22 protein-coding genes are annotated in these 22248 nt (G+C 42.2%); 9 read left to right on the forward strand and 13 right to left on the reverse strand.

Features of this window, described 5'->3' with window-relative positions; genetic code table 11:
• Positions 1–4: 4 nt before the first annotated feature.
• Together VA249_RS16160 and VA249_RS16165 are read right to left on the reverse strand one after the other, a co-directional pair.
• On the reverse strand, positions 5–346 hold the full coding sequence (locus tag VA249_RS16160) for an ArsR/SmtB family transcription factor (RefSeq protein ID WP_221071589.1): 342 nt from the start codon (positions 344–346) through the stop codon (positions 5–7).
• Positions 347–532: 186 nt separating this feature from the next.
• Positions 533–1450: a cation efflux transmembrane domain-containing protein gene (locus VA249_RS16165; protein ID WP_221071591.1), complete on the reverse strand. Its 918-nt coding sequence runs from the start codon at positions 1448–1450 to the stop codon at positions 533–535.
• A 559-nt stretch (positions 1451–2009) separates the two neighbouring features.
• On the opposite strand from VA249_RS16165, the gene VA249_RS16170 reads away from it, so the two are divergent.
• A complete protein-coding gene (locus tag VA249_RS16170) occupies positions 2010–3788 on the forward strand; it encodes an SgrR family transcriptional regulator (RefSeq protein ID WP_221071594.1) in 1779 nt (592 codons plus the stop codon).
• 47 nt (positions 3789–3835) lie between these two features.
• Here the strand turns inward: VA249_RS16170 and VA249_RS16175 are convergent, their stop codons facing one another.
• Positions 3836–4153, reverse strand: a complete 318-nt coding sequence (locus tag VA249_RS16175) for a helix-turn-helix transcriptional regulator (RefSeq protein ID WP_221071596.1) — start codon at positions 4151–4153, stop codon at positions 3836–3838.
• A 193-nt stretch (positions 4154–4346) separates the two neighbouring features.
• On the opposite strand from VA249_RS16175, the gene VA249_RS16180 reads away from it, so the two are divergent.
• Both VA249_RS16180 and VA249_RS16185 read left to right on the forward strand, forming a co-directional pair.
• Positions 4347–4625 (forward strand): hypothetical protein, encoded by a 279-nt coding sequence (locus VA249_RS16180; protein WP_338062347.1) that lies wholly within the window; start codon positions 4347–4349, stop codon positions 4623–4625.
• A 724-nt stretch (positions 4626–5349) separates the two neighbouring features.
• Entirely contained in the window at positions 5350–6507 is a 1158-nt protein-coding gene (locus tag VA249_RS16185) for an amino acid permease (protein ID WP_221071600.1), read from the forward strand.
• A 335-nt stretch (positions 6508–6842) separates the two neighbouring features.
• Here the strand turns inward: VA249_RS16185 and VA249_RS16190 are convergent, their stop codons facing one another.
• The 4 genes from VA249_RS16190 to VA249_RS16205 all read right to left on the reverse strand — a co-directional run bounded on the left by VA249_RS16190 (position 6843) and on the right by VA249_RS16205 (position 12126).
• Entirely contained in the window at positions 6843–8714 is a 1872-nt protein-coding gene (locus VA249_RS16190; RefSeq protein ID WP_221071603.1) for a methyl-accepting chemotaxis protein, read from the reverse strand.
• Positions 8715–9117: 403 nt separating this feature from the next.
• Positions 9118–10482: a YjiH family protein gene (locus VA249_RS16195; RefSeq protein WP_221071605.1), complete on the reverse strand. Its 1365-nt coding sequence runs from the start codon at positions 10480–10482 to the stop codon at positions 9118–9120.
• A gap of 381 nt (positions 10483–10863) precedes the next feature.
• Positions 10864–11535, reverse strand: coding sequence for a YoaK family protein (locus VA249_RS16200; RefSeq protein ID WP_221071607.1), 672 nt, complete (start codon positions 11533–11535; stop codon positions 10864–10866).
• Between the two features lie 189 nt (positions 11536–11724).
• A complete protein-coding gene (locus VA249_RS16205) occupies positions 11725–12126 on the reverse strand; it encodes a GFA family protein (RefSeq protein WP_221071609.1) in 402 nt (133 codons plus the stop codon).
• A 170-nt stretch (positions 12127–12296) separates the two neighbouring features.
• On the opposite strand from VA249_RS16205, the gene VA249_RS16210 reads away from it, so the two are divergent.
• From VA249_RS16210 to VA249_RS24225, 4 genes are all read left to right on the forward strand, one after another.
• Positions 12297–12926: a hypothetical protein gene (locus tag VA249_RS16210; RefSeq protein WP_221071611.1), complete on the forward strand. Its 630-nt coding sequence runs from the start codon at positions 12297–12299 to the stop codon at positions 12924–12926.
• Positions 12927–13080: 154 nt separating this feature from the next.
• Positions 13081–14337 carry a peptidoglycan DD-metalloendopeptidase family protein gene (locus VA249_RS16215; protein WP_476756276.1) on the forward strand — a complete coding sequence of 419 codons (1257 nt, stop codon included), beginning with the start codon at positions 13081–13083 and terminating at the stop codon, positions 14335–14337.
• Positions 14338–14609: 272 nt separating this feature from the next.
• Entirely contained in the window at positions 14610–14957 is a 348-nt protein-coding gene (locus VA249_RS16220; protein WP_128812704.1) for a hypothetical protein, read from the forward strand.
• 134 nt (positions 14958–15091) lie between these two features.
• Positions 15092–15226: a hypothetical protein gene (locus VA249_RS24225; protein ID WP_256997338.1), complete on the forward strand. Its 135-nt coding sequence runs from the start codon at positions 15092–15094 to the stop codon at positions 15224–15226.
• An 80-nt stretch (positions 15227–15306) separates the two neighbouring features.
• Here the strand turns inward: VA249_RS24225 and VA249_RS16225 are convergent, their stop codons facing one another.
• The 3 genes from VA249_RS16225 to VA249_RS16235 all read right to left on the reverse strand — a co-directional run bounded on the left by VA249_RS16225 (position 15307) and on the right by VA249_RS16235 (position 18201).
• Positions 15307–15921, reverse strand: a complete 615-nt coding sequence (locus tag VA249_RS16225) for a glutaredoxin domain-containing protein (RefSeq protein ID WP_128812705.1) — start codon at positions 15919–15921, stop codon at positions 15307–15309.
• 62 nt (positions 15922–15983) lie between these two features.
• Positions 15984–16823 carry a DMT family transporter gene (locus tag VA249_RS16230; RefSeq protein WP_221072197.1) on the reverse strand — a complete coding sequence of 280 codons (840 nt, stop codon included), beginning with the start codon at positions 16821–16823 and terminating at the stop codon, positions 15984–15986.
• Positions 16824–17235: 412 nt separating this feature from the next.
• The gene (locus tag VA249_RS16235) at positions 17236–18201 is read right to left on the reverse strand and encodes a porin (RefSeq protein WP_221071620.1); all 966 of its coding nucleotides are present in this window, start codon (positions 18199–18201) and stop codon (positions 17236–17238) included.
• A 560-nt stretch (positions 18202–18761) separates the two neighbouring features.
• Here VA249_RS16235 and VA249_RS16240 point away from each other — a divergent pair.
• Positions 18762–19856, forward strand: coding sequence for a porin (locus VA249_RS16240; RefSeq protein ID WP_221071621.1), 1095 nt, complete (start codon positions 18762–18764; stop codon positions 19854–19856).
• A 196-nt stretch (positions 19857–20052) separates the two neighbouring features.
• Positions 20053–20667, forward strand: coding sequence for a fumarylacetoacetate hydrolase family protein (locus VA249_RS16245; protein ID WP_221071622.1), 615 nt, complete (start codon positions 20053–20055; stop codon positions 20665–20667).
• 20 nt (positions 20668–20687) lie between these two features.
• Here the strand turns inward: VA249_RS16245 and VA249_RS16250 are convergent, their stop codons facing one another.
• Genes VA249_RS16250 through VA249_RS16260 form a run of 3 tightly spaced genes read right to left on the reverse strand, consistent with a single transcriptional unit; the run spans position 20688 to position 22248 of the window.
• Positions 20688–20999, reverse strand: a complete 312-nt coding sequence (locus VA249_RS16250; RefSeq protein WP_221071623.1) for an AzlD domain-containing protein — start codon at positions 20997–20999, stop codon at positions 20688–20690.
• A complete protein-coding gene (locus VA249_RS16255; protein WP_221071624.1) occupies positions 20996–21727 on the reverse strand; it encodes an AzlC family ABC transporter permease in 732 nt (243 codons plus the stop codon). Before VA249_RS16255 ends, VA249_RS16250 begins: the two co-directional genes overlap by 4 nt.
• Positions 21727–22248 (reverse strand): macro domain-containing protein, encoded by a 522-nt coding sequence (locus VA249_RS16260; protein ID WP_221071625.1) that lies wholly within the window; start codon positions 22246–22248, stop codon positions 21727–21729. Before VA249_RS16260 ends, VA249_RS16255 begins: the two co-directional genes overlap by 1 nt.

A 22248-nucleotide genomic window follows, 5' to 3' on the forward strand; every position in this document is an offset into this window, starting at 1 on the left:
ATAATTAATTAAAAAGGTTAGAAAATCCTAGATTGAACTTATCAAATGCGTCACGTTGAATGCGGTAACACACCTTAGGTGGGTTTGGTTCTGCGCTGATAAAACCTGCTTGCTTCAGAATACGTAAGTGCTCAGAAACGGTAGATTGTGCAAGCCCTAATTCAGAAACAAGATCGCTATTTAGGCATCCACCCATCCTATCCAAAGTGTGTAAGATATGAAGAATACGTAAACGCGCTGGATGCGACAACGCTTTCGCCTGTGCTGCCAGAGTTTGCTCTTTCTCTAGTTGTTGTTGTGTTGTCTCAAAAACAACTTCGCAGGAGCCGCTACATTTATCACTCATTCGCTGGCCTTAATAGTTAATCGTCGAATTGCGATAAAGTGTACGCCTGCTCTGTGGAAGAAGCAAGAACTCAATTTAAAGGATAGGTGAGATAGTTTTTGTGTTGGCTGCAAATTGTTCTAAGATCAATATCTTAATTTTACCTTTGCTTAAAGGTGTTTGGTCAGTAATTTTGTCGCGCTTTATTTATTGCACAATGACTTCTAAATCGACGAAAGTAAACTGGCTCTTTAATTGTTCTTTTAAACGTGCCTTACTTTGATTCCATGAGTCTGCATTCACCGTTGTCAACGTCTTAAGCTCAACCCCAACGACAACGAGGTAACTTGATCCTGTTTTACTGATGTTAAGTGATGAAACTGGTGCTAATGATGAGTCTAGGTGTTGGTATACAAGTTTCTTTATCTCAGCGTAACGCTCTTTATCTTGGAGTTTCCCTCCAGCGAGTTCGATAAATGCATTTTTTATAATGGAAATAGGCTGGCTGATCATGCACAGAGCTAGAACAAATACTAATATAGCATCGCCAATATAAAGCAAAAACTTCCAAGAAGAATTCGGGTCTACATAGCCAATAAGTACTAACGCGGCGCCAGTTGACGCAGACAATATACCATCAATAAAAGAAGACTTTTGATCAACGCTTAACATTGAGCTTGCATGATTGATCTTCTTATTGCTCCGATAATAATAAAGCGATAACCCCCAACAAATTGAAACCATAGCAACGGCATAATAAATAATGGTACCTGTTTTTATCGCTTCTATTGTGTCGCCGCTAAGATAACTCAAAATTTTTGAACTATTACTAACGATTGCGGAGATAACAACACCTAGTAATAGTAATCCTTTCATAAAAGAATAGAGTGCTTCAGTGACATATAGGCCAAAAGGGAAATCGTCACTTCGAGTTGATTTAATTTTCGCGATTTTCAAAGCGACTAGACTTGAAATGAAAAGAATGAATGACATATTACCATCAAGTAATAACGCCTCCGATCCGGATAAGTAGTAAACCGCCCATCCTGAGAACGCCATGATGAGATTTGCAGCAATACCGAGCAATAATGCTTTTCGTTCAACTGTGCTGATTATTTCTTTCATGATGCCCTCGTTCAGCATAAATCCTTTATTTGGCTTATTACAATAAAGGATAGGGCCATTTGAGACCATAAAAAATTCGATTCAGTCATTTATCAATTGAAGATTAAGTATGATTTTTATTGATAAATGTCGTGGCATATTTGAGTAGAAATATCAAAGCGCGGCAATGACCGTCAGCATACTTTCGGTAACCTAGATAATGAATGGCAAAAAAGCAGCAGTGACAAGAGGAAAGCAGAACTTAAAGATACAACGAAGTGGGGGTGTGGTATCAGGAGCTAAGTTCTGCTTAAGGTTCGTTTAAAGTTAAAACGTCACTCGTCGTTAACCAAATCGTGACTTCGGTTGTCGTTAATAGGGTCAGTATGTGAAGAAAAGAGGAGATAAAAAAGAGAGCAGATTTTTGCACTCTATTCCTGATAAGGCTCTAAAAGTAGGCAAAATCGCTGATTTTTGGTGTGCTAAAGCAAAAAGAGGAACAAATTGACGGTAAGTTTTCTTATTTTCTTCGCCTTAAGTTGCGTAGAATAAACAGATAACAGCTGTCTGTGGGGGCTTGATGTCTGATCTCAATTTATTCCGTTATTATCAACGACTCGCACCATTGGGTATTGGTAGTGAAATAAAAACCACGTTACAGGAAGTCTCAGACTTACTGTTTACTTCCCCTCGTCATGCACGAAGCCTTTTATCGCAGATTCAAGATCAAGGTTGGCTAAGTTGGCAACCCAAGGCAGGAAGAAATCAACGGTCACTATTATTACTGAATGTTGATAGTACCGCTTTGAAAGAAAGCCTTGCTTTAGAGCGGATTAAATCGGGTAAGTATGAGAAAGCACTGACCATTCTCGATGAAGATGAATTGGCTTTCGGACGACTACTGAAAAGTACATCGGGAGCATCTGTTCAAGAGGGGCGCCTTAACATACAGCTTACTTATAAACGTGTGTTCGAGCGTATTGTTCCACATCAATTGCAACGCAGTAGTGAACGCTTTTTGCTTCGCCAAATCTATTGTTGTTTAGTATCGAGTGATAGCCATGGCGTAATCAAGCCAGAGTTGGCTCACCATTGGCGTTACAATGCTGAAAACTATGAGTGGACATTCTATCTTCGACCAGGGCTTACATTCCATAATGGCATGGCCATTGACGCGGATACTGTTGTTAGTTTGTTTGCAAAATTGAGCTCACTGGATTATTACCAGAAAGAATTGTCTCACGTTGCAAACATAAGTGCGCCAACACCTCTGAAAGTCGTATTTACCCTGAATCAGCCGGATTTAGGTTTTGCTGGTCTTATTTCTGGGGTGAAATACGGTATTCAACCCGTGAGTCAAGTGAATGGTTCTCATCATAATTTGGTTGTTGGCAGTGGTCCATTTACCGTGCTGGAACATAGCGAACACCGATTAAAGCTGCAAGCGTTTGACGGTTATTATTCGTGTCGAGTCTTAACGGATTTTGTGACAATTTGGATTGTAGATGATGAAAAAATGGAAAATCCATCTCTTGCAGCCAAACCACATCAGAAGCAGCTTGAACGAACTAATGATGAGCTCTCCCGCAGTATGTGTGGACATTTTATGTCTGCAGAGGATGAGCAAGGGAGTGTAGAACCGCAAACTCAGCATACTCGCATCGAAGATGGGTGTTTATTTGCTTTATTCAATCATCACGCCAAGCATTCTCTATCAGATGCTCAGCGCCGTTATATCGCAGAGTTAATTCAACCAAAGTGCCTCATCGAGGTTATGCATGAGCAAAAAATTGTTTTTGGTAGTATACCTGCCTACAATTTATTACCCACATGGCAACCAGTACTTCGTCCTTTTGGTAAAGAAATAAAGCTACCCAAAATCGTTACCATTGCAGGTTATAACTATACGGCTTTACTGCGTTGTGCTCGAGCTATCGCTCATTGCCTAGAAAGAGTAGGCTGTAAGGTCGAAATCGTGATGTACTCTTATCGAGAACTGAATGATAAAGCGCGAAATGGGACGTTAGAAGAAACAATGGTCGTCACTAATATCAATCTTGATGATAACCGCCATGCATCCGCCTTTTACAATTTTTATAGCAACAGTGTATTACATCATACATTAGGGGCAGAGAATGCCGCTTGGCTGAATAGCCGCTTAGAAGCGTTACGCGGAGATACGCCGTTAAAGGACTACCTCGATGCATTAGATCCAGTTTCCGCGACACTTGTGAGTGAGTATTGGATAGCGCCTATGTTTCATCATACTCAGACATTACGCTTTCAAGGCGTATTAGAAGATGTCGCTCTAACCAATTGGGGATGGCCAGATATTCGAGCTGTTTGGTCCGCAGATTAATGATAGTCAGACGGAGTTAAATCTAAGTTTCGGGGCTTTTGTTGTTTTTATCTTTTGTCGCAAACTAGGAGTATCAGTTGGGCCAACATAGCTTGTGCTTCGGGTGATAGTAGACGTGCAGCAGACGTAACATCTTCTGCCGTCGTTTTACTGATACCTCTGGTATCCAGCGCAACATCAATATCCGTGAGATTAAGTGCTCGCAGTATTGAACGATATTGAGACAGCTTGAGGTCCGATTCCCCTCGCTCAATTCTCTGGTAAGTCTTTTCACTCATGCCTGCAATTTTGGCCATTTGTTCGCGTGAAATACCTTTCATTTTTCGTCTTGTGATTAGCACTTCAATGACTGGATCAATTCTCATCTTACCCCCAGTTTGGACAGTTTTGTCCTAAAGAGAGCAATATACGGACCAGTTTAGCCACCCTGTATTTACCAAAAATTGGATTGGGATGAGAATGTGATTCCAAAAAAAGTGGCGAAATATCAGTTAGTTTCTCAAGATGGAAAAATACCAGTTCTATAAGTCAATTCGGGATGTCATTAGCATTCGCAAAATGCAAACCATTTTAGGTCAACTGCTCAATGAGATAAGTTGCAGTGCAAGCGAAACAGGAGCACAAACTAGCGGGTTGATTCGAGAGTCTCAAAAGCGTCTTATGGAGTACAAAGAGATTTATTTGCATCAAAGTGAACTTGATGGATATGAATTAAACCGAGCTTACAAAGCAATGAGTGAAACAGAAAAACACATTGCAGATATGGGCATGGCTGAATTGACGTACATTATTGACCAGTTAGATAGAGAGATATCAGGGTTTAATAGCGCTAAATAGATGTTGGAATACCAGATTTGATGTTTCAGAAATAGAACTTGGGGAGTCACACGTAAGATACAAATGCTGGGGAACCAATCCCAGCATCTGGAACACTCATTTACCTATGTTTTCGAACCGTAAATCAGTGTGTAGAGGTATTGAACCGAAACTTGTCGATTACGGGTGGAATAATAACGATATTGAGTCAGCTAGGCCATGATGAGGGTTTTTAATGCTTTACGATAGACTGTAAATTATAATGTACACCCTAGATTTTTCCTTGCCTTGCATCGATATGCCATAGGAAATGCAACGCCCATTCTAGAATGAAATGAGCTTCACGCTGTTTGGTCAACTTTCAAAATTGTGCTGTTCCATCTAACTTTTACAGTCATAAGCGAGTATGTCCGAATATTGATAACGCTTTTGCTTTTCAATTGTCCTGCTTATGCCTTACAATCATCCACGAACCAAATCCATACGGCAGATTGCTGGTAGGCCACTTGCGAATACACTGATTTTGCTTCGAACCCAAAATAAAGAATTCAGTTTACCGACACTCTACGCGGAAATGATTCCCTATTAAGTTTCTTCGCCGAAATTGACTAACCATCAATATTAGGCTTGGCTTTTTGCACCCTAAATTTGGGTGTGCATGAGGGGGTGATTGCTATGGAACGTACTGAGAACCAAAGTGCGTGGTTCGTCTTAACCAAACGGATTAAATTTAGAGGTATTAACCGTGAATACAAAACTTATCGGCAGTTCTCTCATTGTTGCGGGGACGGCACTTGGCGCAGGTATGCTTGCAATACCGATGGTGCTTGCACAATTTGGCCTCCTTTGGGGCACGCTTCTTATGCTTTTCATTTGGGCTGGTACCACCTATGCCGCGCTCATTTTATTGGAAGCAAGCTGTAAAGTGGGTGGTGGAGTGAGCATGAATGCTATTGCTCGTGAAACACTGGGCAAAGGTGGTCAATTTGTCACCAATGGTTTGCTTTATGCGCTACTCGTCTGCCTTCTCATGGCGTATATCATTGGTGCTGGTGATCTTGTTCAAAAAGTCACGGCTTCGATGGGCATCCCTCTATCAACGATTTCTAGCCAAGTTGGTTTTACTGTGCTTGTTGGTCTGATTGTTTCCGCCGGCACGGGTGTTGTAGATAAACTTAACCGCGTTTTGTTTATTGGTATGATCCTAGCGCTTGTATTGACGTTGATCTCGCTTGCTCCTAATGTTTCATTTTCAGGGTTAAGTGAAGTGGTGAACGCCGATAAGATGGCGTTGATCAGCACGAGTTCAGTATTGTTTACCAGTTTCGGTTTTATGGTTGTTATCCCATCTTTGGTAACGTACAACAAAGACGCGAGCAAAACGCAATTACGTAATATGATCATTGTAGGCTCAACTATCCCACTGATCTGTTACTTGCTATGGTTGTTTGCGGTTGTGGGTAACTTGCCACCTCATGAGCTTGTTCAATATTCAAATGTATCTGAGCTTATTTCGGTTCTTGGTCAGCAGTACAGCGGCTTAGAATTTATTCTTTCAATGTTTACCGGTTTAGCCCTGCTAACTTCTTTCTTAGGAGTGGCCATGGCACTTTACGACCAAAATGCGGACTTGCTGAAAGCCAGCAAGCCAGTAGTATTCGTAACGACCTTCATTTTGCCTTTACTTGGTGCCGTTTTTGCACCAGAGCATTTCCTCGCAATCCTGAGTTATGCGGGCATCATTTTAGTGTTCCTCGCGGTGTTTGTTCCACTATCGATGACAATGAAAGTACGTCGCGCTCCTGCTGAAAATGATGAAGTATATGAAGCGGGTGGCGGTATGATAGGAATGAGCGTGATCTTCCTTTTCGGTTGTTTCTTACTGTTCGCTCAAGCCATGTAATTAAAGCAATTCCAATAAATATGTGATCAACCTTGTTTGTTAAATAGTGGGTCATTTATTTACTAAGACTTGGACCAGATATCTGATTCATTTATGAGTAAGCCGCTGATCGGTATGGATCAGCGGCTTTTTATTTAACTTTAACTCAGGATAAGAAAGCCTATATTGCTGAATGGCTTAGGTTATCCCGAGTTGAGGTGATTTAGTCAAGTGCAGCTGGGATTGCTGCGCAGCGATTGATGGTATGCATGCCAGACATAGCTTAGAAGCCTGAAAACAAACACAGCGAGCATTAAGGCTCGCTGCGTTGTATCTGGTGGATTTAATGTAACAGTTTAAACTTTAAATCGGTTCAGAATCTCTTCTTGCTGACTAACATCGTTGTATTGAGATTGCATCGCTTCGTTAGTGAGATTTGCGGAGTCTGCAACTCGAGTTGATAGGTCTTTGATGTTAACTGTATTGTTGTTGATCTCTTCTGCAACCAAGCTCTGCTCTTCCGCCGCAGAAGCAATCTGTAGGTTCATATCTGAAATGTGCTGAATAGCATCACGAATACGTAATAGAGCGTTATTTGCAAGTTCAGCTTTCTCCACAGCGTGCACAGCATTTCCTTTGCTTTGTACCATTGCATTTGCCACAGAGGATGCGCCGGATTGAAGTTGCTCAATCATACTGCGGATCTCTGTGGTCGATTGTTGAGTTCTCTGAGCAAGCGTGCGTACTTCATCCGCTACCACGGCAAAGCCACGGCCAGATTCACCAGCACGAGCCGCTTCGATAGCAGCATTTAACGCAAGTAAGTTGGTCTGGTCTGCAATATCATTGATGACTTTTAATATGCTTTCAATGTTCGCTGTTGCTGATTCTAACCCTTGTACTTCTTCTACCGCTTGGTCGATGCTGTTCGCGAGCAAATTAATCGTGTCAGTCGATTCGCCCACGATAGAAGAGCCTTGAATCGTTGCATCATCGGCTTCTTTTGCTGCACTTGCTGCTCCTTGAGCATTGTTTGCAACATCCGTCGCGGTTACGGACATCTCATGCATCGCGGTCGCAAGTTGTTCAAGCTCTTGAAGCTGGTTTTGAATAGCAATAGCCGAGTCTTTTGCGCCCTCTGCGGTGACTTGTGTACCAGCCAGAATTTGATGTGAGATTCGTTTCGATTCAATCATCTGGTTTTGTAGATTTTCCATAAAGGTATTAAAACCTTTCGCCAGATCTGAAAACTCTTGATCGGTATTGGTGTTCAAACGCTGTGTAAGATCGCCACTCCCTGTAGCAACGCCTTGAATCGCATTGTTGAGTTCATCGAGTGGACGAAGTAGATGGCGAATTAGAATAGTCAGAGCAATCAGTGACGCAAATACCGCGATGAGCGAATAGATAATTGCGTTATTGCGAAGTGTTGTTACCGCAGAGTATGCAGTAGTTTCATCAACAACAGCGCCCAAATACCAGTTTTCGCTTGGAATATGGGTAAGGCTAACCATATATTTGTCGCCGTTCATTTCGATGTTCTGCATACCGTCTTGAAGATTAACGTTAGGCAGGTAACGAGAGAACTTTTCACCATTAAATTTACTATTCGGGTGGGCGATGGTCGTCCCATCTGCTGTGACTAAGAATAGATAGCCAGCATCAAAAAGGTTGACTTGGTTAACTGATTTCGAAAGCTCGGTGAGATCCATGTCGTAAGACATTGCGCCAATAAACTTTCCGTTGTCTTGGACAGGAACCCCAATAGAGATGATGACTTTCTTTGTTGAGATATCGACATACGGTTTAGTAATGACTAAGTCACTCTCTTCTTTCGCGTTGATATACCAAGGGCGTTGGCGAGGATCGAAGCTTGAATCCGCGACCCAAGCGTCGTCGTTCTCTATGATTCCACCATTATTTTCGTAACCAAAGGCAATGGTGATAAAGCTAGATTTTAGTGTTGGCTTCTCAATGATGTCTTGCACGAAATTTTTATTGTTTGAATCAATCTCAATGACTTCTGTTATAGATTGAGCTAAGTCTCTTTTTGCATCCATGTCAGAATCAACAGTATTGCCAACGCTGAACAATATTTCGTTCACACTTGTATCAATGTGATCTTGAATCTGAGTTCGGATTGTCATGACTTGCTGTACGGAAAGAAGTGATACTGTCGCAAGCAGCAAAGTTGAAGAGGCAGCAACAACCTTATGTCTAAATTTCATATTTTTCTCTTAACTTCCTAATGATTTATCACTACCGTCACTCTTTTTGGTAGGTATTTGCGCAGTGATATATATTATTCTGTTATCGACCTCTTTTAGTAAAACTTAAAGCTGCTTTAGTCGGTTTTTATATGAAAATCGTATAAATTAGCGATAAGTTATTAGAATTGTGATTTTGGTCATAATTGGTGGTCATGCCAGTTAATTGGGTAAAAAGGCTAGTTTGGAATTATTATAGCTTGTTCTATAGAGGTATCTTATGTCGATAAAATGCGATTTATTTATCAAAATCGACAGTGTTTTATAAAGTTTATTTAATATTATAGAGCTTGCCGGGGATTTCTATCTTGAATGCATAAAAAAGGCTCCGACATAGCGGAGCCTTTCTCAAGTAACCAATCATTTAAAAAATGAGGTGAGCGACACCCGCAATGACTGGAAGCGTAATTAGTGTTCGTAAAATGAAGATCACAAACAGTTCTACGATGTTTACGGGGATCTTACTGCCTAACAGAAGAGCGCCAACTTCAGACATGTAAATCAGCTGGGTTACAGACATTGCTGCAATCACGAAGCGCGTCATTTCATTATCGATAGACGCTGCCAAAATAGCAGGAATGAACATATCTGCAAAACCGACAACGATCGTTTGAGAAGCCGCAGCAGCTTCTGGAATATTAAGAAGCTCTAGGTAAGGGATAAATGGTTTACCTAGGATTTCAAATACTGACGTGTACTCCGCAATCATTAATGCCATCGTACCTAGGCCCATAACAACAGGTAAAACACCGAATACCATGTCGATCGCGTTGTGTATGCCTTCTTTAAATACAGACTGAACAGACTTCACTTGACCTGCACGCTTTAACGCAAGATCCATACCCCATGAGAATGTGGTGTGGCCAGCCGGTACTGCATCGGCATCTTTCTTAGGCTTGCTGCCATCCATGTATTGATCTTTCTTAAGACTCAATGGTGGTAGGCGAGGAATGATGATTGCAGCAACAAGGCCGGCTAAACAAATCGCGCCGTAAAAAGGCAAAAATAAGTGTTCGAGTTGAACTTGAGCAATAATAACAAGGCTAAACGTAATAGATACCGCAGAGAATGTCGTACCGACAACGGCTGCTTCGCGTTGGGTGTAAAAATTGTTTTCGTATTGCTTGCTGGTTAGCAAGATACCAACACTGCCATCACCCAACCAAGATGCCATACAATCAATAGCACTACGGCCAGGTAGATTAAACACAGGGCGCATTACTTTACTTAGTAGAGCACCAAATAGCTCTAGCAAACCGAAGTTAAGTAACAGTGGCAGTAACAAACCTGCAAAAATGAATACTGCAAATAGAGTTGGCAGTAGGCCTGTTAAAACAAGACCTCCGGTGTTCTCTTCCCAAATCGCCTGTGGGCCGACTTGGAAGAACGTCATCAAAACGGCCGCGCCACCAAAAAGACGTACAGCCAACCACAGTGGTGATGGATTGAAGAGACTGTTTAAGAATCCATTACGTAAAATCGCTGCTGGCTTGAAAATTTTACAAAGAAGAGAGGCGCCGGCCATGAAAGCGACAATAGCGGTAACGACAGTTATCAACGCGTCGCCAAGAAGCGCAGGAATAACCTTTGCCATTACAGCAACCGGAATCGTTAAGTCACCATCATAAGAGATAGGTGCCATGAAAAGTAGAAGACCAATAAGGGATGGGATGAAGAACATCCAAAAATTGCCCTTAGGTGCCTCAGCAGTATTGGTGTTGTTTTGCATAATTGTCTCGTGTTACTACTAGTCAATATTTGTCATATCCCACGACATAAATATTCACTAAACATCCGTATTTAATCACAGTGAGCGGAGGTTACCCTCAAACTGCATCTATTGCAATACTATTCATTAAATACATCTAGTTATTCAGCCGATTTTTTGGGTAAATAAATCAAATGCAGAGTCTTGTATATGAATATGTTGTTCGTGTTAGGAAATTGTAGCACCTTGAGCGCGCTATGCAGAGTACGGGAAGGAACCGTGTGATTAGGGTAATAAAAAGCTAAATAAATGTGATGTTTATCTCAGGATATTGACGATATGATTCATATCATTTGAAACAAAAATGGCTTAAGCGAGCACACCTAAGCCATAAATTTGTGGTTAAGCAGAATGGATTCGGCTCAGCAAGAAGAGGTAGCCCCAGTAGGCAAAGGCAATAATGAATGCCAAAATCGCTGGAAAAGCTAAAGCATAGAGTTCGTAAACGTTAAAGAGTGCTGCTCCAGCGGTACCGCCGAGTAAGAATCCTAGGAAGATAAATACAAAGAGTTTGGCTTTACGACGGTCGAATTGTCGGCCACGTAAACTTTCACCAATCATGATTCCTAAGTCAGTGATAATACCAGTCATATGAGTGGTACGAACAACCGCCCCACTAAATGTGGTGATCATGGCATTTTGCAGTCCACAAGCCGCGGACGCGAGGTATTGTCCGTAAACATTACCTTGTACTAAAAAGCCAAGGCTTAATAGTAATAAGCTGCCCTCAATACAGAGCGCGACACCGTATCGACGTCCAAGCTTTAAAGCACTACTTTCAATAAAGAAACCACTGAATGCGGAGCCTATCAAAAAGCTGAATACAATAAAGAGCAGGTGGATGGTTGAATCCACACCGCTTAGTAAGCTGTTCCCTAGCTGAGTCACGGTTCCGGAAAGATGCGTTATCGCTTGATGTTGAAAGCCGAGGAGCCCCACGGCATTGACGCAACCTGCCAATAGAGCAAGCATAAACGCGCCATATTCCACCCAACGAGGAAGTCTGGAAATCACAATAAAACCTCACCAAATGTTAGGAGCAGATTATAGCGCTTACTACGCATAACGAAAGGGTTTCGCATGATACTCGGTTGATCATTCTCAATAAAACCCCAACTTTTGTTGAGCGTATTCAAATAAATTAAGTTAGGACGTCGTTTTATCAGAACACCTTAGTCATTGTTTTGGTGATTTGTTGCTGTTTTATCTGATGTGTTTCATTGTGCAGTCGAAACTCATCCAACCATGTTTTTTGGATTCATAGATTGAGATAGTCGGCTCAGGGAATTCCTGACCATGAAACAAACCCATTGGAATCACAACGTCTTCAGGGAAATCATAAAGCACTAGTCGCATGGTCGTGCCGCACGCAGGGCAGAACTCGTATTGAACTTGATTACCAGTATTACTGATACGAGAATAGCGAATGACGTCGCCATCTAAGATAACCCGCTCTTTGTGAAACCGTGCTTGAACACCAAATACGCTTCCGGTACGTTTTTGGCAATCAAAACAATGGCAGATCGAAGTGTTAATGGGTTCTGCTGTACAACGTATTTGAACCAAGCCACAGACACAATCGCATGTGTGGGTGATTTTTGTCATTGTTATTACCTATTTTGGTTACTCACGTTCTGGCATATCGCATATAAATACAGTTTAGTTTAATTTTGAAACACTTGAATTAACGTGCCGCTCATCGGGTTGCGGTCTTTGTGCGTAAGTTAGTATATACTCGGCCCTAATTAAGAGAACAGGAACGCAAGGAAGTCTTCATGGCTCGTAAGAAAATTCTACCCATTCCACTTATTCTTCTTATTCCAATCGTATTGTTAGCGGTGGTAATTATCGCGGGAATCTACCGCTTTAGCCTATCTGATGATGAAATCATGGCTAAGTTTCCGCAACCTCAAGCTCAATCCAATGCAATTGTATCCCAAGTCTTGGGGATTCAGTCGCGAAATCCATGGACAGTTCAAGTTCCGGAACAAAGCGCGGTGACTTTTCTTGATGAGTGGGATAAGGAACATGGGTTCCTTAAAGGACAATACGATTCAGGGGCGACAAGAGGAGAGGTTCTCGTTCCTACAGCATTTATTGCGCAGCGAAAAATAGGTGATACGCCTTGGGTTGTGGCACCTTTGATTGTTACCACGCAAGGCTCGGGTGCGTTTTATTACTTAGGTTTGTTTAAATTTGACTCAGTGCCAAGTCGCGTTGTTCTTCTTAATAGTGTTTTCCTTGGAGATCGAATTAAGATGGCTTCATTAGAGTGGGAGAATGATACGAAAATTTCACTTTCATATCTTCAACATGGTGAAAATCAAGCGATGGCAGAACAACCAAATCAATTGATGACAGTAGAGATAAAGCGCATAGATAACGATCTTCTTATGCAACAGTAATTGAATTTTTTCGGCTTATGTAAAAAATCGGTATTTTCTGCGCTAGATCGCACAATTTTCTAGTGATTTCTTATTTTGGAATGAATAAGCTATCAACCTTACAAAAAAGGAGATAGTAATTCCCGTGTCTACAAATGAAATTACAGCAAAACGGTTGCCGAACCTGACGAGTCGTAAAGCACTGCTGTTGTACTCCTTGCCCGTTTTAGTAGCGATTGGTATTTCTCACTCTCTTCAAGAGTCTTCATTAACGAAAACGATCGCTCTTAACCTGCCTGAGTCGCAGGTTGTTGAAAAAATCCTCGATGCGAAAATGACCGATGTCGTTTCGCCCCCAAATTTTGAATATCAAATCCAAGCCGGTGATAACTTGAGTACCATTTTCAGTCAATTGGGCTTTGGTTACAGCTCATTGATGAAGGTGATGGAAACGGATTTGAACTTTCTCGCTTTAGATACATTAAAACCAGGCAACACCTTGCGCTTTTGGCGTGACGAATCAACCGGTGAGCTGGATAAAATGGAACTGCAGTTTTCCATTGCCGATAAAGTCGTGTACCAACGCAATAGTGATGGTAGCTATGATTACTCTGATATCTCAATTCCTGGTGTTTGGCATCAAGAGCCGTTAGTTGGCGTTGTGCATGGCAGCTTTTCATCGTCAGCCTACCGCTTAGGTTTGACGAGTGCGGAAATCAGTCAAGTGGTCAATTTATTGAAAGAGCAGGTTAACTTTGCCAAAGATCTACGTGCGGGCGATCGATTTGAAGTCGTTCGTCGTGCTCAATCAATTGATGGGGTGGAAACCGGTAAGAACGAAATTGAAGCGATTAAGATTTATAACCGAGGTCGTGAAATTACCGCTTATCTTCATAGCGATGGGCAGTTTTACAACGCTAAAGGGGAAAGTCTTCAACGTGCGTTCCAGCGTTATCCTGTAAGCAAAGGTTGGCGTATAAGTTCTAACTTCAACCCAAAACGTCTTCATCCAGTGACGGGCCGAGTAGCACCGCATAATGGCACTGACTGGGCTGTTCCGGTCGGTACACCAGTTGAAGCAACGGGGGATGGTACGGTGATCATGACGCGTAAACACCCATACGCAGGGAACTACGTTGTTATCGAGCACGGTAATAAATACAAAACACGTTACCTTCATCTGAGTAAGATTTTAGTGAAGAAAGGTCAGAAAGTTTCCCGTGGACAGCGTATTGGTTTGTCAGGGAAAACTGGTCGAGTGACCGGCCCTCACCTTCATTATGAGTTGATCGAATATGGCCGTCCGGTGAATGCTATGCGTGCGAATATTCCAATGGCGAGCTCAGTTCCTAAGAAAGAAATGTCCAGCTTTGTTGCTAAGCGTGATGAAATGGACCATTTACTTAAAGAACAAGAAAAAGCAGTGCTATAAAAACGAGGTGAAATACCTCCAGCAATAAAAGTATTAAGACCAAACTATGTTTGGTCTTTTTTTGTTCTTAACTTGCCGTGAGCTACCATTCTGTTATGAGAGCAGCGCAATCAGAATAAATATATGGTAGGGGTTGAATCTGCTTGCAAAGGAGGGGCTCTCCTTTCTAAAATGCGCACCCAATTACGCTATCTCTTATACTGACATGGACACTTATTTACGTACATGTGAAGTATGAAATAGGTAACATCCGTTAATCGTTAGGTGAAATCATGCAACAAAACGAATTTGAAGCACTACTTAAAGAAATTGGCCAGCAAGAAAATCTACCAAAGGCTCTTGAACTTCTAAAAGCATCAGAAGAAGAAGAGGTAGCACAAGCTGCGGAATCGCTTACAGGTCAATTTGGTCTCGCTGAAGTTGATGGTGAAAAGCGTATTTACCACATCACTGTGCATCAAGATGAATCAGGCGAAGAGCAAGAGTTCGTTGAGCATGTGATGAACGAAGGCGATCATTTGATCAAATTTGCGGCTTGGTTCTTCGAGACATTCTTTGAAATCAAACAGAAAGACACCTACCAAGCTGCAGGTAAGACATACCAACAGCCTAAACGTTAATCATCAACATTATTCGCCAAGATAAAATATTTTTGTAATTAAATTACATTAAATTTGTGATCTGTGTCTTGTTATTGGTCTGTTGTGGTGTAAAATTACTACATTACCAGTTAACGACTTCTTAGGAGAAGATCATGGGTTACGAACTAGGTGGTATTTACATCGGTCAAATGATCGGTAAAGAAGCCATGCACAAAGCGCTTTACGGTAAAACTAAGAAAAAGAAACCTTCTTTGTTTGCGCGAATTGTGAAAAAATTAGCGAATTAATACGAAAAGCCCTGACATTAAAAATCAGGGCTTTTTGCTATTTAATCTCAATTCGGGTACTTAAATCAGTTGTCTATCAACTACGCCGATTGGTTTGGGATCGTTAGGACATTATCAGGGACTTTGTCGAGCCCTTGTTCTTCTAACCACTTTTCTAAGTTGTCAGCACCGCCAATGTATTTACCTTCCAACCAAATCTGAGGCACGGTTACTGGCGTCTTTTCTCCAATAATTGCTTTTACTTCTGGTATCATTCGATAAAGCGCTGCACTCTCTTTAACGACATCATGATATTGGTACTCTATTCCGGTTTTATCCAACAAGCTTTTCGCTTTCACACAATAGGGGCAGGTGGCTTTGCCATACACGATATTACCCTTGAGTTGATCTCTATTCGCCCATTGAGCAATCACAGATTGTACCAATAAACCTCGGTTTAGCGCTTCCCCTTGGCTGATGACTTTCCCCTCGACCACAAGAATAGGAGCGTGCCAAGCACCAAGCTTAAGAGGCTCCCACCAATGTGATAGCCAATCTTTTACTTCCAATTCGACAGGCACATCGGCCAATTCATTCTCAAAGGTATCCGTTAAAATATCTTTTGTGAGCGTACATTCGCCACACGGGATGTTGACTTTGAACGGCCCCCAACTGCCTGCCCAGCGATATAGTGTAATTTTGATTGGCTGCGCCATAAGGTGATCCTCATCTTCTTCCTTGAAAATATAGAACTTAAAACGAATAGATTTCTTTCAAGTTATTTTTTCTTTTTTGCTTCCCAGTGCGTAATAAATGCAATCGAAGCAATAATGATTGCCGCACCCAACCAGAGTCGGCCTGGTGGAACCCACCCAAAGACTAACCAACCAGCAAAGACATTTAATGGTAGTTTGGCATGATCAAATGGTTGGACAAATGATGCATCAGCCACCGCATAGGCTTTTACGATCGCCCATTGTGCGAGCGCTGTCAGTGCGCCGGCTAAAAGGAGAATCGCCCACACGTTCCAATCGCTTGGCATAGAGAAAGTTGGCAGTGCCAGTACAATATTAAACGGGGTGATAAGCAGCAGCAGATACACGACCATCGTTGAGGGAGGATCGTTCACCGACATTTTTTTTACCATCAGCGAATAGGCGGCCCAGAAAAAAGCAGCACCAACTGGTAATAATGTCGCCCAAGTAAAAGTGTCTGACCATGGCTCTAAGATGATCATGGCACCAACAAAGCCAGTTAGAGTCGCAACCCAGCGTGCTTTGCCCACGTTTTCTTTTAATAGTAAGCCTGAACCGATGGTTGCAAAAAGTGGGGAGGTCATGAGCAAAGCAATGCCTTGCCAAATTGGCACTGGGTACGCCAAAGCCCATAGCCAAAGTTGAATACCGATAACCGACAGGAAAATCCGGAATAGGTGCCAACCAAAGTGCTGCGTTTTTAATGACTTTCGAATCCCTAACGTTCTGAGATACGGTAAGATGGCAAACAATGCGATCGCATATTGGAATAACGCAAACGTCGTTGATGGGATGCCAAAATGGATGCTCGCGATTTGGGCAAAGTTATTCACTATGGCGAATGCGAGTCCCGCGGTAAGCATCCAAGATGCACCTTGAATAGGATGATGATTCAATTGGACATGTCCGTAATTTTACATTGGCCGGAATCATACGTTCTTCTTTATAGGTAGCCAATAAAAAAATGCCTCCCAGACAGGAGGCGACAATACCAATTAAAAAGGATGTGTCTACCAGGTGGGACACAGAACGAGAAGCACAAACGCTGCCATGCATTTGCTACTAACATATAGCAGTTTACATGCCAATTTATAAGCTATTGATTTTTATAAAGTTGCCAAGTAATAAGGTAAACGGTGACTACTAAATTGCACTATTGTTGGGAGCGATGGGTTAATTTTGTGCGTGACGAATCCCCATGGTGACATCGGGATGTTACGCCAAACAAAAAGGCCAATACGCTACGTATTGGCCATGGATTGATTGTCAATGGATTTAGAAATCGTAGCGGACACCAAGACGAAGAGTATCTTCCCCTTCTATAATCATGCCCTCGTCGTTTTTATCTTCGTCAAGTTGGTTCATGTAGTAAGACAAATAGGTTCGGAAGTTACTGTTTAGTTTGTAGTAACCCACGAGTTCGAAGCCATCTACAGCGTCAAATTTTGCAGCACCATTAGGGTCGTTTTCCTGATAAGTGTAGAGGCCTGCGATAGTAAATTTATTTACTTTGTAGCTGGCAACGAGTTCGTATGCAGTGAAATCGACGGAATCATTGATTGCACCTTGCGAATACGTACCAGCTAAGTAAAGGCTATCAAATGAGTACGCAACACCACCCAGGATTTGATCTTCAGAATTGTTCTTATCAACATCGCCACCAGAATAAGCTAGGCCCAGATCCAATCCCATAGGCAGGGAATAAAGACCAGAGATGCCATATTTGTCTTGGCTATCGCCCGAATTTGCTTGGTAAGTGGCTTGAACTTGCAATGCATCGAATTCACCGCGGTAAGCAAAAACACTGTCTTGTTTATCAGATGATGCATCAATGACTTGTTGAACTCCAGAAAACTCAGTGATATCGGTCATGTCTGAAATGATCACAGCAGCCATATCTTGACGACCAACAGAGAAGTCACCGACCTCAGAGCCAACACCCGCGTACATGTAACGGTTTTTAAATTCGCTCTTACCCGTGCTTTGTTCTGCTTCGTAAACACCGAATGCAGATAGGCCGTTTCCGATGTCTGTTTTACCTTTAAGGTTTAAACGTGCACGAGACTTATCTTCCATCGAGCCGTCAATTTCTGCGCCACCTGAGCCAATAAAGTCGCCACGAAACTCGACGCGACCACCAATCTTTAATTCTGTTCCATCATCTTTATAAACCGTTGCCGCATAAGATGACGTTGATACCAATGCTGTAAGAATTGCAGTAGAAAGTGCTGCTTTTTTCATTTTTTATTTACCCTATTTGTTATCGATGGGCTTTCTTGCCCGCTGTATTGATGACGCTTAAGGTAAACGGGAAAAATGAAAGATAGATTTCTATTAAGTTATGATTTTATTGCGCTTTTATTTCATTTTTTGGGTGCTAGGGTTTGTTATAGAGGAACTAGCAGGCCGATCTGCGTTCATTTTAGATTTTTTTACATCTCTGAAAATTGGATTTATGTGAAAAAAGTTTGTGAACATATTTTTATGTACGAATTGTAATTTTTGGGCAATGTTAATGTGATTAACATTTGATTTCTAAATAAAAGGTGCTCATTTACTGAGCTTGTTGTAATGAAATGTTTCAGTTTTTAGTTTTTTGTCCCGGTTTGTGGCACGGATTTAGCGTGAAAACGTTTGCGTTGCTGATCTCATTTAGATTTTTTCACTCCGCAGTAGGGAACTATTGAAATAAAGTATCATGCAGTTGTTAAGCAGAAGTGACTTGAGATTGGCGCGAAATATGTGCCGCGGCGCTTTTGTATAAGACTGACGTATACACGAATAAATACATGGACTTTATAATGAATAAGAAATTCCTAGCAGCGGCTATCGCAGCGGCTACTTTTGGTACTCAAGCAGTAGCAGTAGAACTATACAATAACGAAGGCACAACATTCTCTGTTGGTGGCCACGTATCTATCAACCTAAACGGTTCTGAGCAAGGCGATACAGATGTGGGTTCAAACTCTCCACGTATCAACATCAACGCAACTCACGATCTTGGCAATGGCTTTACAGCGGATGCTCGTGGTGAATGGCAACTAAACTACCTAGAAGGTGGTGAGAATACATTTACTACTCGTCTTGGCTACCTAGGCCTAACTCACGATGTATACGGCCGCGCAGTCGGTGGTACTCAGTGGGCGCCATACTACGATGTAGCTGGCGTGGCTGATATGCCAATCGCGTTTGCGAACGACTTCATCTACGATGACCACGGTAACTTAGGTACAGGTCGTGCAGAAAAAATGCTTTCTTACCGCAATGCTATCGAGCTTGGTGAAGCAGGCAAGCTAGGTTTTGGTCTTGGTTGGCAAGGTACTAACGATACAACAAGTGAATCTTGGGTATTTGAAGATAAAAACGAAGACGGGATTGCAGACGGCCCTGCAGAGCTTGTAAAAAAAGGTGTCGTTTATGATGACCGTATGCAACTTGCTCTAAATTACTCAATCATGGGCGCTAAAGTTGGTTACACATACAACACAGGTGATTTTAAAGAAGTTGGCGCGAAGAAAGAGACTGCTGAATCTCATCTAGTTTCAGCGGCTTACGGTTCTTACGGTAAAGGTCTTTACCTTGCTGCAGTTTATGGTTCAAATGAATACATGAACTTCAATGATAAGAAACGCCTAGCAGAAAGTAACACATATGAAGCTCTAGTTGCTTACGCTCTGCCAAGCAGCCTAAACCTAAGCCTTAACTACGAAAAAGTAGAAGGCAAACTTACATCAAATAGCGCAACTGAAACTGCACGTGAAGAGATGGCTCTGCAAGCAGAATACAACTTCACTTCTAAGTTTGTTGGTTACGCAGGTTACCAATTCGATCTAAACGATTCGAATAACCGTGACACAGACAGCAAATGGGCACTTGGTGCTCGTTACTACCTATAATAGTAATTTGTCCTAGTTACTATCAAAGCCAGCCTCGTGCTGGCTTTTTTCATATTTACACTCAGAGATTGTTCAGTTCTTAACACCCATTCAAAACGGGGTGGATATCTAATTTTTGCTTGCTGAGAGGATGAACTAGTGTCGTGTCGTCAACGGTTTAGATTAAAATGACGTCTTTTGTTTGCAGGGAAGAGCAATGAGCGTCATTCAGGTTGAAGATAAGAAAATCAAAGTCGGTAAAGTTCTTTGTGTCGGGCGTAACTACGTTGAGCACATTCAAGAGCTTAATAATGCCATACCAGAGCAGATGGTGGTGTTCAATAAACCGGCGACTTCTGTTTCAACCAAGCTCACCTCATTTCATCATGAGCCTTTGCATTACGAAGCCGAAATTTGTTTCCTTATCAAAAACGGTCAGTACAGTGCGGTTGGACTCGGTTTGGATCTAACCAAACGTGGCTTGCAATCGAACTTGAAAGAAAAAGGATTACCTTGGGAGCGTGCAAAGGCGTTCGATGGCTCTGCGGTATTCAGTCGCTTCCAATCTCTTCAAGGCATCGATATTGATGATCTTCACCTAGAGCTTTTGATTAATTGTGTTCATGTTCAAAAAGGGCATGTGAAACAGATGCTTTACCCACCAATGAATATTCTCAATGAGTTGAAGAGTTATACAACGTTAGAAGATGGCGATATTGTGATGACAGGGACACCAAAAGGCGTAGGCGAAGTGCACCAAGGGGATGTCTTCCTTGGGCGTTTGAAGTGCGGAGACATCACTTTATTAGAGATTGAATGGCTGGCGGCTTAGTTATTATTTTAGTGATGGTTTTACAACCAAATTCTGAGTAGTAAAAATGCCACCATACTCACAATTGTAGTCAGCAAGACATTCTTACTAACATAAGCAATCGCAGCGGCTAATATGGCGGCTAAAAGAAATGGGTTTTGCCACGTGACGCTAAGTTCACCCTCTGGCATAAACACAATTGGAGCCCAAATGGCGGTGAGTACCGCAGGGCTTGCGTAGCTCAATACTTTCTGAGTTCTTACCCCCAACCTAAGCGGCAATTTCGGTTCTAAGAATAGATAACGGCTGGTGAATACCAAAGCTGTCATGGCTAAGATAGACAAAAAGATCATTGGCGCTCCTCTGGTGTATTCTCAAGGTTTACCGCTTTCGTTGTATACAGTTCCGCAAAATAGCCCGTCAACATGGCGAGGATACTGGCGAACATTAGGCTTCCTTCCACTTGGTAGTAGTTCAGTACTACTGAGCTAATTAGCGCTACAACTACACTCGATAGAATAGGTATGCTTTTAATTGTTGGAACCACAATGGCAATAAAGGTTGCAGCAACGGCGAACTCTAGTCCAAGCTCATTCAACTCTGGTATCAAACTGCCCGCAATGATGCCAGCAAGCGTTGCGAAGTTCCAAAAGAGATAAAAGCTCAACCCGGCGCCAAGGGCATACCATCGATCGAATTGTTTAATAGATTGGTGCCCGACGATAGCAAACAGTTCATCGGTGAGTAAGAAACCTAATGAAAGGCGCCACTTTAATGGTAAAGGCGAAATCTTACTGCGCATCGAAACACTGTAAAGAAAATGTCGAGAGGTGATGAAAAAGGTCGTTAGCAACATGGTTGTCAAACCTGCGCCTGCTTTAATCATACCCATGGCAACAAGCTGTGCTGAGCCTGCAAACAGAATGGCGGAAAGTGCTTGGCCCTCCAAAGGGTGTAAGCCAGCATCGATAGCAAATGAGCCAGCAAGCAGTCCCCAAGGTAATACAGCGATGCTCAATGGCATCATGGCGATGGTGCCTTGTAAAAAAAGCGAGGATTTTGACTCTTGGCTAACTGACATTATTCATTCCCTAAGCTGTCAAAAATTCCTTGCCAAATGTGAAGCATCTCTTCATCGAACAGATAGAAACTCATCTCTAGTTCACTATATTCAGGTTGAGAACACATCGATAATGCAACTGTTGCTGCTTCTCTTGCTGGATAACCATAAACGCCGCAGGAAATGGCAGGTAGGGCGATGGTTTTACATTGATGCTCAATAGCGAGATCTAAAGTGCGCTCATACGCAGACGCTAACACTTTTTCAGGTTCTGCAAATTTCGAATAGATTGGTCCTACAGCATGAATCACGAATCGAGCTTCGAGATTTCCTGCACAGGTGATTTTGGCATCACCATATCCACAGCGTCTGCCATTTATTGGTTCAATCGCAAAACAGGCCGCAAGTAATTCAGAGCCAGCAGCACGATGGATTGCTCCGTCCACACCGCCCCCACCGAGTAGCTTAGGGTTTGCTGCATTGACGATAGCGTCGACTTTGGCTTTGGTAATGTCACCTTTAATGAGGTGAATGTTGTTCAT

This window comes from Vibrio alfacsensis (assembly GCF_019670485.1).
GTDB lineage: Bacteria > Pseudomonadota > Gammaproteobacteria > Enterobacterales > Vibrionaceae > Vibrio > Vibrio alfacsensis.